The following is a 12,649-nucleotide window of genomic DNA, read 5'->3' on the forward strand; positions in this document are numbered from 1 at the left end:
AGAGAACACACAAGAAGACAATTAGCGAAAAGTCAGATTGGAATAAGCCTTCAATCTGTCAACACAGCGTCGGAACAAGCATCATTTTTCAAAAAAATAGGGATCTTAAACTTTCATGAGTCGCCGAGAATTCATAGTGGATTCTGGCTCCTGACGGATATATTCTTCCTTATAACATGATGACAAGTATCGTGAATATTGACTGATAAAACGGAATTACTGACAGTGAAATTAATTAACCTCAAGTGGCAGCAGCTAATTCTAAGCTTAGGCTGTCTACTACTGATGATTGCGTGTAAAAGTTTCTATCCCACTACTAACCCAAATGCTAAACTTCTTAAGGTGGCGACAGATCCCACCTTTGTCCCTTTTGAAATCCAAAGGGCTAGCGGGAACTTGGAAGGTTTTGATATTGATTTAATGAATGCGATCGCTAAAGTCGCAGGTTTTGCAGTCCAGTTTGAAAGTCTGCCCTTTGATGGGATGATCTCGACTTTGCAAGCCAAAAGAGTCGATGCTGCAATTAGCGGAATCACTATTACCGCCGAACGCCTGAAAACAATTGCTTTTTCACGGCCTTATTTTAAAGCCGGACTAGCGATCGCTGTCCGCCAAGACAATCAAAATATTAAAGACTTCAATAGTCTTAAAGGTAAAAAAATCGCTGTACAAATTGGTTCTACTGGGGCAGATTTTGCCAAAACCATCCCCAACGCCAAAATTAGTACTTTTAGTTCTGGTCCAGAATTTTTCCAAGACTTACTCAATGGCAATGTTGATGCTGTGATTAGCGATGCTTTCGCAACTTTGTATGCGATTAAAAATGGCAACCTCCAAGGCATCAAAGTTGTTACTGACTTGCTCACCCAAGAATACTACGGAATTGCTACGCCTAAAGACTCCCCCCATCTAGATGTAATTAACAAAGGTATAGCGACTTTGTTATCTAACGGCACTTACAACCAAATTTATCAAAAATGGTTTAACGTTGACCCTCCGCAATTGCCAGATTCTTGACAATAGGACATTGGGCATTGGGCATTGGGCATTGCTTGTTTCTCCCTCATCCCCCTCATCTTCCCCATTTATAAGCAATTACCAGCCAATATATTAAATATTTATCTAATATGCGTCACAATTAATACTGCCACCAAAATTCATTGATAAACTACAATCTCTTGTAGGTCTACTGTAGTCAGGGACAGCCAATTGTGGCACCTTGAATCTTAGTGGCTAGAAGCACCTTGGAGCGGGAATAAAGGAACTTCCACTATGCTGATTTGCCCTCAGTGTAAATTTGAAAACCCCAATAGTAATAAATTTTGTCAAAGCTGTGGCACATCCCTGACTCACAAGGTTTGTCCTGAATGCAGTACCGATGATGTACCTCTGAATGCACTACGTTGTCATAACTGTGGCACAGAATGTGGAACAGTGTTTTGGGCAATTATTGCTAAAGAAACGACTGCGAAAGCTTTGGGAGTAGGGGAGGATGTGGCAGAAAAGGGAGATGAGGGAAATGAAGGAGCTATATCTTCTTCATCTTCTCTATTTGCTAGTCCTCAGATTGCACCAGGCTCCTATTTAGACTCCCAAGAGCGTTATCAATTGTTAGATCCGCTACCTGGCCAAACGGAAACTGCCACTATTACTGATGTAGGGGTTAGAGTTCTAGACTGCCAGCCGTATCAAATATCACCTATTGAGGCAATACTAGCAAGTCAACAATCGGATTTGCTAACGCCATCAGTGGAAGCAAGTGGAATTCCTCACCTTGCTAGACTTTATATTTCATTACAATACCAAGGTCAGCCGGGGATACCGCAGATTCACGATGCATGGCAGCAGGGAAATATGGAGATAGTCATAATCGAAGACCGCTCACATTGGCAGTTTTTACTCGATTTATGGCAAGAAGAAACAACGAGTTCGTTAAAAATTTTACACTGGTGTTATGAAATGACCCAACTTTGGGCATTATTGGAACCAGTAAGTTGTCGTCAGAGCCTTTTAGATTTGTCGAATTTGCGATTGGATGAAGACCAAACGCTGGCGCTACAAAGGTTATATGTGGAATCATCCAATTCTTTGCCTGTCACCGAGTCGGCAGAAGATGCCGAAACCGAAACATCGGCTATTCCAGAGCAACCGTTAACCATTCAAGCTTTGGGGCGGGTTTGGCAAGCGCTATTTAGGCAATCTCAACGCACTCAATTTGGCCCTGTAGTCCAGATGTTGGGGGATTTAGAGGTAGGTAAGATTCAGACGATGGCACAATTGCGATCGCGTTTGGAGGAAATCTCTCTTGAACTGGAAGCACTAGGAACCGAAACTTTACCCCCAATAAAGGAGAAAAATACTGCTGTGCCAATTATCCCGCAATCATATGAGCCGGAAGATATCATTAGCAAAACTGATGATATGCCAACTGTTGTGCTGGCGATGCAGTTAAGTAGTTTAGAAGATGCAGGACGTACAGATGTAGGGCGTCAACGTCATCATAACGAAGACTACTTTGGCATTGAAACCAAAATTCAAAAGCTAGAGTCGCCCAAAAGTCGAGTCTTAGAAGGGCATGGTTTGTATATTCTCTGTGATGGTATGGGTGGACACGCTGGCGGCGAGATAGCCAGTAAGTTAGGAGTCGATACTCTACGGCAATACTTTCAAGAACACTGGATTACTAACCAACTGCCAACAGAAGATAGCATTCGTGAGGCAGTGTTTTTAGCTAATGAGGCGATTTATAAGCTCAATCAACAAGATGCCCGTTCTGGAGTTGGGCGCATGGGTACAACTCTGGTAATGTTGTTAATTCAAGATACTCAAGTAGCAGTCGCTCATGTGGGAGATAGTCGTCTCTATCGCTTGACGCGCAAGCGGGGACTAGAACAAATCACAGTAGATCACGAAGTTGGGCAACGGGAAATTACACGCGGAGTGGAAGCAAGCATAGCTTACGCCCGCCCGGATGCCTACCAACTCACACAAGCTTTGGGGCCTCGTGACGAAAACTCGATTCATCCCGATGTGAATTTTTTTGAGATCAATGAAGACACTCTTCTACTGTTAGCATCGGACGGTCTATCAGATAATGATTTAATAGAAACTCATTGGCAGACTCATTTAGAACCCTTACTTAGTTCTGGCGTTAACTTAGAACAGGGCGTTATAGACTTGATTGATTTAGCTAACCAACACAATGGTCACGACAATATTACTGGTATACTTATTCGAGCAAAAGTACGCCCAAATCTGGAAAGTTGAAAAAATGGGGAATTGGGAATGGGGAATCGGGAATGGGGCATGAGAACTAGGAAATAATTTTCCTAATACTTAATCCCTACTTCCTCATCCCTACTCCCTACTCCCCACTCCCCACTCCCTCTTAACTTGTAGGTTGTATTGTGGTTAGTCTGACTTTGTTAGAACCGCAACAGAAAACGCCCCTCCAGCAGTGGTGCTTTGAAAACTCTTCCATAATTCGGATTGGTCGAGCGGTAGATAATCATGTTGTTTTAACTGATAGTTTAGTTTCGCGGCATCATCTAGAACTGAGACACGATTCTGCTGACAATGGCGGTGGTTGGCGGCTGATTAGTCAGGGTACTAATGGGACTTTCCTCAACGGTGTCCTTGTAATTCAGAGTCCGTTACCAGACAATTCATTGTTACAACTGGCACAGGGAGGCCCAATACTGAAATTCCAAATTCAGGATGTAGCAGTACTGGAAACTGGTGTGCGATCGCAACAGATGCAAGAAACAGAAGAAAACGCCGTTGCAACACTCCATTCAGCCCAAGGTAGATATACTTGCACCCATGAAGGCAATTCCCCAAACAATCTGTTTTGCATCCACTGCGGACAACCTCTCTCAGTACAACAGAAAATTCGCCATTATCAGGTGTTGCGAACTCTCGGACAAGGAGGTATGGGTACTACTTATCTCGCTTGGGATGCGGCTGGCCAGATTGCGGGTATGCCACAACTGCTGGTGTTGAAGCAAATGAATGCCGATATGGTAAAAATTGCCAAAGCTCAAGAATTATTTGAGCGAGAGGCGCATACTCTCAAATCCCTTAACCATCCGGGAATTCCTAAGTATTACGATTTCTTTGTAGAAGGCGGAAAAAAATACTTGGCAATGGAACTAATCCACGGACAAGATTTAGAAAGACGTGTCTATACTACTGGGCCAGTTACGCCAAGCCAAGCGATCGCTTGGATGATCCAAACCTGCGATATCCTAGACTATCTTCATAGCCAAGAGCCGCCACTAATTCACCGCGACATTAAACCCGCCAACTTAATGCTGCGAAGTTCAGTAAATCGCATAGTGGTGCTAGATTTTGGTGCAGTTAAGGAAATTGGCACAGCGCCCGGTACTCGGATTGGTGCAGAAGGTTACTGCGCTCCTGAGCAAGAACGAGGACAACCTTTGACTCAATCAGATTTGTATGCAATTGGGCCAACGCTGATTTTTCTGCTCACAGGCGAAAACCCTTTCAAGTATTACCGCCAACGAGGGCGAAACTTCAGGTTCGATGTGGCAAAAGTTCCCACCATTAGTTCCCAATTAAGAGATGTAATTGATCGCGTTACAGAACCATTACCACGCGATCGCTATCAAACTGCGAAGGAATTAGCTGCGGCGTTAGCTGCTTGCCAACTTTAGAAAGTCGGGGGTGCGGGGTGGGGAGTTAGGAGTTAGAATTCTTCCCCTGCTTCCTCATTCCCCCTATTCCCTACTCCCTATTCCTCATCCCAAGTCTCTACAGCTAGCAATTCACTAACTGGGTCTTGCATACTAAAGCCAAAGTCAAGCAGTTCCTGTTTCCAGTGCTGCCATTCATTACCGTAGAGCAAAGCGATTTTCCAGATGCTATCGCTTGGCTTGATAATGTTCGATTCTATGAGTGATTGCACATTACGCTGCAATTTCACCATTGGGTGAATCACTTGCTGAGTCATAACCTCGATTGAATTCAGATTTTGTTGGTAAATACTTAATTAAAACTGCTTTCCATTCTGCAATTGTTGCTGGATCGTAGAGTGGTGTAATTTTGGTAAAGCTAGTCTTAACTTTTTAACTATACCATAACAAACTCTACTAAATTACTGGTAAATTCGCTTTTGTACGGTAATTACCACCACAAAACTCTAAATTCACCAAGCAGTCCTTAAACTTTTTGCAGAACCTGGGCAGAGGTTCAGGGGATAAGGATAAGGATGCTTTTGTTTCTCTTTAACCTTTAGCCGCCTTCTTTTTCCTTGTAACCTTTTACCACTAGAGTGCAACAGTACCTTTTGTAAGATATCTATTGTGGACGCCAAGCAAAATAATTAGTCGTCTGGGAGGTTGCACTATGTAGTGTGACTGAGGATGACTAGAAAAATTTTATTTTGTTGAATCACGAAAAATATGTGTGTTTGTTGAAGAACTGTAGGACACGGGCTAGTTTGAAAGTTTTTGACTGACAGGGAAATTTGCAATTGAGTAGAAATATCTACTGTTTATGTTTATTTAAACGTTATTTACAATATCGCAAACATCTAACTTTAGGCTGAATAATCGCAAATCTTTATATAATCTTAATTTTCTGCCCAGTGAATAAAACTTGGAGAGCGATGCCTACGGCGGTAAACTACGCACGGGAAAATTGTCGGTACAGCATAAGCTCACCATAAAGCTTCCTTATCTCTAGAGTCAGCATTTGAATTTTATGTAAAAAATTTCTAGCAAAGATGTTAGTTTCCTTGGGGAGATGGGTAATCTCATAACGGGAGGCTTGCTACTACCTAAGTATTTACCGCAGCAAGTATGTGAAGCATGACTGATTCGGGGGATGAATACTTAATTTCCCGCAAAAAGCAAATTGAGCGGCGACAAAAGATCGTCACTATAGTGTCGTTAGTGTCGTTTCTTGGTTCCACAGTGTTTGCAGTAATTCCGGCAATCCAACAAGCTAGTCAACCTAAGCCAGTAATTGCATCTCCTTCTGTTGAGTCAGAATTACAGCAACAGGCACGGGGCTACGAGATGATTTTACAACGGGAACCAGAAAACCAACTTGCTCTAGAGAAACTGTCCATAGTGCGGTTGCACTTGAAAGATACTAAGGGTGCGATGACACTTTTGGAGAAGTTGGTGAAGTTGCACCCCAATCGGCAAGATTACAAAGTTGTATTAGAGCAGATTAAGAAGCAAGAGGGAAATAGCGATCGCAGCCCAAATAACCAACCAAAATCTAAATAAGAATTTCACTTAAAGACTTTTGGAAATTAATAATTGTCAGATTACAAAAAATGTTTGATCGTAAATCTATTTTGATCACTGGTGGTACAGGCTCCTTCGGTAAGCAATTTGTGAAAACGATTCTCAGCCGATATCAACCTCAGAAAGTCATAGTTTATTCACGGGATGAACTGAAGCAGTATGAAATGGCGCAGGAGTTTAACACACCAGTGATGCGCTATTTCATTGGAGATGTGCGCGATCGCGATCGGCTACGTCTGGCAATGCGGGGTGTAGATTTTGTTATTCATGCTGCGGCGCTCAAGCATATTCCTGCTGCTGAGTACAACCCAATGGAATGTATTAAAACTAATATTCATGGGGCAAATAATGTTATTGATATCGCCCTCGATCAAGAAGTAGAAAAGGTGATTGCCCTCTCAACAGATAAGGCAGTTAATCCAATTAATCTCTATGGTGCAACCAAGCTAGCTGCTGATAAACTTTTTGTTGCAGCTAATAATATTGTTGGGGAGATGAAAACTCGGTTTGCTGTAGTTCGTTACGGTAATGTTGTTGGTTCAAGAGGCTCGGTAGTACCTTTTTTTCAAAAACTGATTCAAGAAAAATCCCCAGAGATACCCATTACAGATCCACGCATGACCCGCTTTTGGATTACACTTCAACAAGCTGTGGATTTAGTTTTTAATAGTTTTCAAAGAATGCAAGGAGGAGAAATATTTGTACCTAAGATTCCTTCAATGAAAATTACAGATTTAGCTGAAACACTCGCACCAGGAGTACCAATTAAAGTTGTTGGTATTAGACCAGGAGAAAAATTACATGAAGCCATGTTTTGTTCTGAAGCTTCACATTTAGTCTTGGAGTTTACCGATCATTATGTGATTAAACCAACTATTGAATATGCTCATTCTGTGGATTACACTTGCAACGCTTTAAGTGAAAAAGGAGTCCCTGTTTCTGAAGGGTTTGAGTATAGCTCAGAGATAAATACAGAATGGCTAAAAGGTTTTCAATTACTCGATATACTAAAGAAATGAGTGACTACATTCCTTATGGAAGGCAAGATATTAATCAAGAAGATATTGATGCTGTAATTGAAGTTTTGCGCTCAGACTGGATTACTCAAGGCCCAGCTATAGATAGATTTGAAGAATCTGTTGCCAACTACTGTGGAGTGAAATATGTCGTAGCGGTTTCTAGTGCAACAGCTGCATTACATATTGCTTGTCTTGCTGCTGATTTGGGCCAAGGAGATATTCTCTGGACATCACCAAATACCTTTGTTGCCTCAGCTAATTGTGGACTTTATTGTGGTGCAAAAGTTGACTTTGTTGATATTGATCCAAATACTTACAATTTGAGCATAGATGAATTAGAAAGTAAGTTAGCTGAGGCGGAAAAGCAAGGTTGTTTGCCCAAAGTATTAATACCAGTGCATTTTGCAGGGCAATCTTGTGAGATGCAACAAATTGCTGCTTTATCACAGCGTTATGGTTTCAAAGTCATCGAAGATGCTTCTCATGCGATTGGCGGCAGCTATCGTGGAAAATCTATTGGTTCCTGCCAATTTTCCGATATGGCGGTTTTTAGCTTTCATCCAGTAAAGATTATCACAACTGGTGAAGGCGGTATGGTGCTTACAAATCAGGAGGAATTGTATCAGAGATTGATTAGATTAAGAAGTCATGGCATAACTCGCAATCCAGATTTAATGCAAGGAGAATCTCACGGTTGTTGGTACTATCAGCAACTGGAATTAGGTTTCAACTATCGAATGACGGATATCCAAGCAGCATTGGGTGCTAGTCAACTGCAACGACTAGATAAATTTGTGGAACGTCGGCAGTTGATAGCTCAAAGATACAATCAGCTATTACAAGATTTACCCCTGATATTACCTTGGCAACACCCTGATTCTGAATCTAGCTGGCATTTATATGTAATTCGGCTCAAGCTGGATAAGATTAATAAAACTCATCGACAGGTATTTAAAGAACTTCGCAGCGCAGAAATTGGTGTGAATTTGCACTACATTCCAGTGCATACACAACCTTACTACCAAAAATTAGGTTTTCAATTAGGAGACTTTCTACAGGTTGAGCAATACTACGAGGAAGCTATTACTATCCCTTTATATTATGGGCTAAATGAAGAGAGTCAGAATAAAGTAGTAATTTCACTAAGAGAGAGCCTGACATGAAAACTGTAATTATTGTTCAGGCAAGAATGACTTCAACTCGCCTTCCTAGAAAAGTACTCAAAAAGGTATTGGATAAGCCTTTATTAGAATATCAGATTGAGAGATTAAAGCGAGTCAAGTTGGCTGATGAAATTGTAATTGCTACTACCATCAATAGTACAGATTTGCCAATCATTGAACTTTGCGATCGCCTTTTAATTCCATATTTTCGAGGTTCTGAAGAAGATGTCTTAGGCAGATATTATGGAGCAGCAAAAGAACATCATGCAGATGTAGTGGTTCGCGTTACCTCTGATTGCCCACTTATCGATCCACAAGTGATTGACAAGGTAATTCAATTTTATCTTGAGCATAAATATGAATATGATTATGTTTCTAATTGTTTAGAAAGAAGCTATCCACGGGGAATGGATACTGAGGTTTTTTCATTTATAGCATTACATCAGGCGTTTGTAGAAGCAACAGCACAACCCGACCGGGAACATGTGACTCCGTTTATTTATATGCACCCCGAACGTTATCGATTTGCTCAAGTAGTTTCTTCAGAAAATCAAAGTTCACATCGCTGGACAGTGGATACAGAAGATGATTTTGAACTGATAAAAAGAATTATTGAAGCACTTTATCCTCAAATTCCAAAATTCAGCTTAGGAGATTGTTTAGATTTGTTGAGGCAGTATCCTGATTGGTCGCTAATTAACGCACACGTAGAACAAAAAAAATATGGTAAGTAACTCGGAATTTAGAACTGAGCAAGAATATTTTTGGGCTGGTAAATTTGGTGATGAATACATCGCTAGGAATAAAGGAAATATTTTGATTGCTAATAATATTTCATTATTTACAAAAATCCTTTCCAGAACTCACTATATTCACTCTTTAATTGAGTTCGGTGCCAATATAGGTCTTAATCTTCAAGCAATTAGACAACTTCTTCCGGAAGCAGAAATTTCAGCAGTTGAAATTAACCAAAAAGCTGTGGAAAAATTGCAATCACATGATGATTATCAGGTTTACCATCAGTCAATATTTGACTTTGTACCTGAGCGCCAATATGACTTAACTCTGATTAAGGGAGTTTTGATACATATCAGTTCAGATATGCTTACCAAAGCGTATGAACTACTTTATCAAGTTAGTAATCATTATATTTGTATTGCAGAATATTATAATCCCACACCTGTAAAAATAACTTACCGTGGTCATCAAGATAAATTATTTAAGCGAGATTTTGCAGGTGAGATGCTTGATAAATTTCATGACTTACGTCTATTAGATTATGGATTTGTATATCACCGAGATAGCCAATTTCCTCAGGATGATTTGACTTGGTTTTTATTAGAAAAGACTGGTTATAAATGAAACTATTGATTCGGGCAGATGCATCAACACAAATAGGCACAGGTCATGTAATGCGCTGTTTAGCTTTGGCTCAGGCTTGGCAAGATGCAGGGGGTGGAGTAATTTTTGTGATGGCGACGGAAGCTCCAGATTTAAAAACTCGGTTAAAGTCGGGAGGAATGGAAGTTATCTATCTACCGATTGAGATTGGCAGTGCTGAAGATGCCGAAGAAACAGCAAAACTTGCGCGTCAATTCGATGCAAATTGGGTTGTAGTGGATGGCTACCAATTTGGTGCTAAGTATCAAGAAATCATCAAGGAATTTGAGCTAAAACTTTTATTCATTGATGATTATGGACACGCAAAACAGTACTATGCGGACATTGTTTTAAATCAAAATATTCATCCCGAGGAAGAATTGTACAGAAATCGACAGCCATATACTCAGTTGTTGCTTGGTACAAACTATAGCCTTTTGCGACGGGAGTTTTGGCAGTGGCGGGGATGGCAGCGATCGCTCCCTTTGATAGCTAAGAAATTATTAGTTACACTAGGCGGTGCAGATCCAGATAATGTAACTCTCAAAGTTATTCAAGGATTGCAAAAAGTAGAAGTGGAAGAGCTAGAAGCTGTTGTTGTAGTTGGAGGAAGCAATCCACATTATGATCGGCTGCTAGTGGTTAGTCAGGAATCAAAGTTTCCGATTCATTTGAAAAGGAATGTTAAAAATATGCCTGAGTTAATGGCTTGGGCTGATGTGGCGATCGCAGCTGGTGGCTCTACATCTTGGGAACTGGCTTTTATGGGTTTACCCAGCATTGTGCTAATTTTGGCAGATAATCAGCAAGATACTGCTGAAAAACTCGGCAATTTGAATATAGTTATTAATTTAGGCTGGCATCAAGATATTTCAGAAGTAGAGATAGCACAAGCAATTAAGAAATTACTATTAGCCAAGCAAACAAGGATAGAAATTAGTCGGCACGCTCAACAATTGCTAGATGGTTATTGCACTGCCAGAATAATAACCATATTAATGGAGGCAAAAAAATGAATCCAATTCGCATTGACCAGCGCTTAATTGGAGGAGGTCAGCCTTGTTTTTTGGTGGCAGAGATAGGTATTAATCATAATGGTGATATCGAATTAGCCAAAAAAACCATTGATGCAGCTGTTCATGCTGGTGCTGATGCAGTGAAATTTCAAAATTATCGAACCGAGGATTTCATTTCTGATAAGTCTTTGGCTTACGAGTATATTTCTCAAGGTAAAACTGTTGTTGAGTCGCAGTATGAAATGTTTAAACGCTGCGAACTCACAACAGAAGCGCTGCGCGAATTAAAAGCTTACTGCGATGGTCGCTTCATCAGCTTTCACAGTACACCTACTAGTAAAGCTGGCATTAGAGATTTAGTAGAAATCGGTGTACCAGTATTGAAAAATGGCTCTGATTACCTGACACATTTACCCCTGATTCGACAAATGGGGCAAACAGGTTTGCCTACTGTACTTTCAACAGGTATGGCAACACTGGCAGAAATTGACGATGCTTTACGTACCTTCTACCAAACAGGAAACAACCAGCTAATTCTGCTTCACTGTACCTCATCTTACCCAACACTACCAGATGACGTACACCTACGTAAAATACCGACGCTGTTAGCAGTTTTTGGGTGCTTAGTGGGCTTCAGCGATCATACTGAGGGGACTACTGGAGCAGTCGTAGCAGTGACACTAGGAGCTTGTTGGATTGAAAAGCATTTTACGCTTGATAAAAATTTGCCAGGCCCAGATCACCACTTCTCATCTGACCCCGATGAATTTCGGGATCTGGTTACAGCAGTACGAAAAACAGAAAAATATCTAGGCAATTCACGTATAGAGCCTACATCTAGTGAAATACAAAGCCGTCATAACTATCGCCTATCTTGTGTAGCCGCGCATTCATTACCAGCAGGGCATTTGTTGACCCAAGATGATATTGTCTTCCAGCGTCCTGGGACGGGTATACCACCAGCTCATTTATATTTACTAGTAGGACGCACTCTTAAATATGCCTTACCAGCCAACAAAGTTATTAAGTTATCAAACTTGAATTAAAGTATTTCCGTAACCAGCAACAGATAGTATTTTCAATACTATAGATTTTATATGAGTGAAACACTAACCTTCGATCCCATTTGGGAAGAGAAATATAGCCAGGGGCATTCGCAGCGCTATCCTTGGGATGCAATAGTAAGCTTTGTTTTCCGGCATTATCCATATTACAAGCCACGCCATGAGCTGAGAATTCTAGAGGTTGGTTGTGGTACTGCCAGCAATCTTTGGTTTACAGCACGTAAAGGATTTTCCGTGTCGGGTATTGATGCTAGTCCCAGCGCGATTAGGTATGCACAAAAACGTTTTTCTGAAGATAATTTGATTGGTGACTTTCGTACAGGTGGCTTTAATCAACTACCTTTTAAAAATAACTATTTTGATTTGGTAATAGACCGGGCTGCTATTACCTGCTGTGGTTTTTCGGTGGTACAACAAACGGTAGCCGAAATTAGACGCGTACTACAAGCAGGCGGGAAATTCTATTTTAATCCTTATAGCGATCGCCATAGTAGTTATGCATCTGGACGACTGGGATCTGATGGGCTAACGTTAGATATCTCTGCTGGCACATTGGTGGGAGTGGGGCAAATTTGCTTATATGGGAGGCGTGAAATAGATGCTTTATTTACACAGGATTGGCAGTTGTTGAGCATACAGCACTTGGAAATAATTGAACAGGTTCAACCCCAGTATACGGCGCATTCAGAGTGGCGAGCGATCGCTCAAAAATTACCTCAATAAGCTGTG

The 12,649-nt window shown here is 41.0% G+C and carries 12 protein-coding genes; 11 read left to right on the plus strand and 1 reads right to left on the minus strand.

Annotated elements, in window-relative coordinates:
• Nucleotides 1-225 precede the first annotated feature (225 nt).
• The 3 genes from RMZ43_RS01095 to RMZ43_RS01105 all read left to right on the plus strand — a co-directional run bounded on the left by RMZ43_RS01095 (nucleotide 226) and on the right by RMZ43_RS01105 (nucleotide 4,676).
• Nucleotides 226-1,017: a basic amino acid ABC transporter substrate-binding protein gene (locus tag RMZ43_RS01095; RefSeq protein WP_322654113.1), complete on the plus strand. Its 792-nt coding sequence runs from the start codon at nucleotides 226-228 to the stop codon at nucleotides 1,015-1,017.
• Nucleotides 1,018-1,272: 255 nt separating this feature from the next.
• The gene (locus RMZ43_RS01100) at nucleotides 1,273-3,267 is read left to right on the plus strand and encodes a serine/threonine phosphatase (RefSeq protein ID WP_322645769.1); all 1,995 of its coding nucleotides are present in this window, start codon (nucleotides 1,273-1,275) and stop codon (nucleotides 3,265-3,267) included.
• A gap of 140 nt (nucleotides 3,268-3,407) precedes the next feature.
• Complete coding sequence (locus tag RMZ43_RS01105; RefSeq protein WP_322645770.1) at nucleotides 3,408-4,676, plus strand: protein kinase domain-containing protein; 1,269 nt, start codon at nucleotides 3,408-3,410, stop codon at nucleotides 4,674-4,676.
• A 77-nt stretch (nucleotides 4,677-4,753) separates the two neighbouring features.
• Here the strand turns inward: RMZ43_RS01105 and RMZ43_RS01110 are convergent, their stop codons facing one another.
• Nucleotides 4,754-4,972, minus strand: a complete 219-nt coding sequence (locus tag RMZ43_RS01110; RefSeq protein ID WP_012407469.1) for a DUF4327 family protein — start codon at nucleotides 4,970-4,972, stop codon at nucleotides 4,754-4,756.
• Between the two features lie 859 nt (nucleotides 4,973-5,831).
• Between RMZ43_RS01110 and RMZ43_RS01115 the strand changes: the two genes are divergently transcribed.
• Genes RMZ43_RS01115 through RMZ43_RS01150 form a run of 8 tightly spaced genes read left to right on the plus strand, consistent with a single transcriptional unit; the run spans nucleotide 5,832 to nucleotide 12,643 of the window.
• On the plus strand, nucleotides 5,832-6,257 hold the full coding sequence (locus RMZ43_RS01115) for a tetratricopeptide repeat protein (RefSeq protein ID WP_322645771.1): 426 nt from the start codon (nucleotides 5,832-5,834) through the stop codon (nucleotides 6,255-6,257).
• 50 nt (nucleotides 6,258-6,307) lie between these two features.
• Nucleotides 6,308-7,297, plus strand: coding sequence for a UDP-N-acetylglucosamine 4,6-dehydratase (inverting) (gene pseB / locus RMZ43_RS01120; protein ID WP_322654114.1), 990 nt, complete (start codon nucleotides 6,308-6,310; stop codon nucleotides 7,295-7,297).
• Complete coding sequence (gene pseC, locus RMZ43_RS01125; RefSeq protein ID WP_322654115.1) at nucleotides 7,255-8,460, plus strand: UDP-4-amino-4,6-dideoxy-N-acetyl-beta-L-altrosamine transaminase; 1,206 nt, start codon at nucleotides 7,255-7,257, stop codon at nucleotides 8,458-8,460. Before pseB ends, pseC begins: the two co-directional genes overlap by 43 nt.
• The gene (locus RMZ43_RS01130; protein WP_322645774.1) at nucleotides 8,457-9,194 is read left to right on the plus strand and encodes a glycosyltransferase family protein; all 738 of its coding nucleotides are present in this window, start codon (nucleotides 8,457-8,459) and stop codon (nucleotides 9,192-9,194) included. Before pseC ends, RMZ43_RS01130 begins: the two co-directional genes overlap by 4 nt.
• On the plus strand, nucleotides 9,184-9,822 hold the full coding sequence (locus tag RMZ43_RS01135) for a pseudaminic acid biosynthesis-associated methylase (protein WP_322645775.1): 639 nt from the start codon (nucleotides 9,184-9,186) through the stop codon (nucleotides 9,820-9,822). The genes RMZ43_RS01130 and RMZ43_RS01135 overlap by 11 nt, the downstream gene beginning before the upstream one ends.
• Entirely contained in the window at nucleotides 9,819-10,856 is a 1,038-nt protein-coding gene (gene pseG, locus RMZ43_RS01140; protein WP_322654116.1) for a UDP-2,4-diacetamido-2,4,6-trideoxy-beta-L-altropyranose hydrolase, read from the plus strand. The genes RMZ43_RS01135 and pseG overlap by 4 nt, the downstream gene beginning before the upstream one ends.
• Nucleotides 10,853-11,902, plus strand: coding sequence for an N-acetylneuraminate synthase family protein (locus RMZ43_RS01145; protein WP_322654117.1), 1,050 nt, complete (start codon nucleotides 10,853-10,855; stop codon nucleotides 11,900-11,902). Before pseG ends, RMZ43_RS01145 begins: the two co-directional genes overlap by 4 nt.
• A 51-nt stretch (nucleotides 11,903-11,953) precedes the next feature.
• On the plus strand, nucleotides 11,954-12,643 hold the full coding sequence (locus RMZ43_RS01150; protein WP_322645778.1) for a class I SAM-dependent methyltransferase: 690 nt from the start codon (nucleotides 11,954-11,956) through the stop codon (nucleotides 12,641-12,643).
• Nucleotides 12,644-12,649 lie beyond the last annotated feature (6 nt).

Origin of the sequence: Nostoc sp. CmiVER01, from assembly GCF_034531135.2 — a bacterium.
Lineage (GTDB): Bacteria > Cyanobacteriota > Cyanobacteriia > Cyanobacteriales > Nostocaceae > Nostoc.

Bases quoted from the DNA above. Each gene is read 5' to 3' on its own strand.
- RMZ43_RS01100 (WP_322645769.1), top strand. From the start codon at position 1,273: ATGCTGATTTGCCCTCAGTGTAAATTTGAAAACCCCAATAGTAATAAA.
- RMZ43_RS01110 (WP_012407469.1), bottom strand. From the start codon at position 4,972: ATGACTCAGCAAGTGATTCACCCAATGGTGAAATTGCAGCGTAATGTG.
- RMZ43_RS01115 (WP_322645771.1), top strand. From the start codon at position 5,832: ATGACTGATTCGGGGGATGAATACTTAATTTCCCGCAAAAAGCAAATT.
- pseB (WP_322654114.1), top strand. From the start codon at position 6,308: ATGTTTGATCGTAAATCTATTTTGATCACTGGTGGTACAGGCTCCTTC.
- pseC (WP_322654115.1), top strand. From the start codon at position 7,255: ATGGCTAAAAGGTTTTCAATTACTCGATATACTAAAGAAATGAGTGAC.
- RMZ43_RS01130 (WP_322645774.1), top strand. From the start codon at position 8,457: ATGAAAACTGTAATTATTGTTCAGGCAAGAATGACTTCAACTCGCCTT.
- RMZ43_RS01135 (WP_322645775.1), top strand. From the start codon at position 9,184: ATGGTAAGTAACTCGGAATTTAGAACTGAGCAAGAATATTTTTGGGCT.
- pseG (WP_322654116.1), top strand. From the start codon at position 9,819: ATGAAACTATTGATTCGGGCAGATGCATCAACACAAATAGGCACAGGT.
- RMZ43_RS01145 (WP_322654117.1), top strand. From the start codon at position 10,853: ATGAATCCAATTCGCATTGACCAGCGCTTAATTGGAGGAGGTCAGCCT.
- RMZ43_RS01150 (WP_322645778.1), top strand. From the start codon at position 11,954: ATGAGTGAAACACTAACCTTCGATCCCATTTGGGAAGAGAAATATAGC.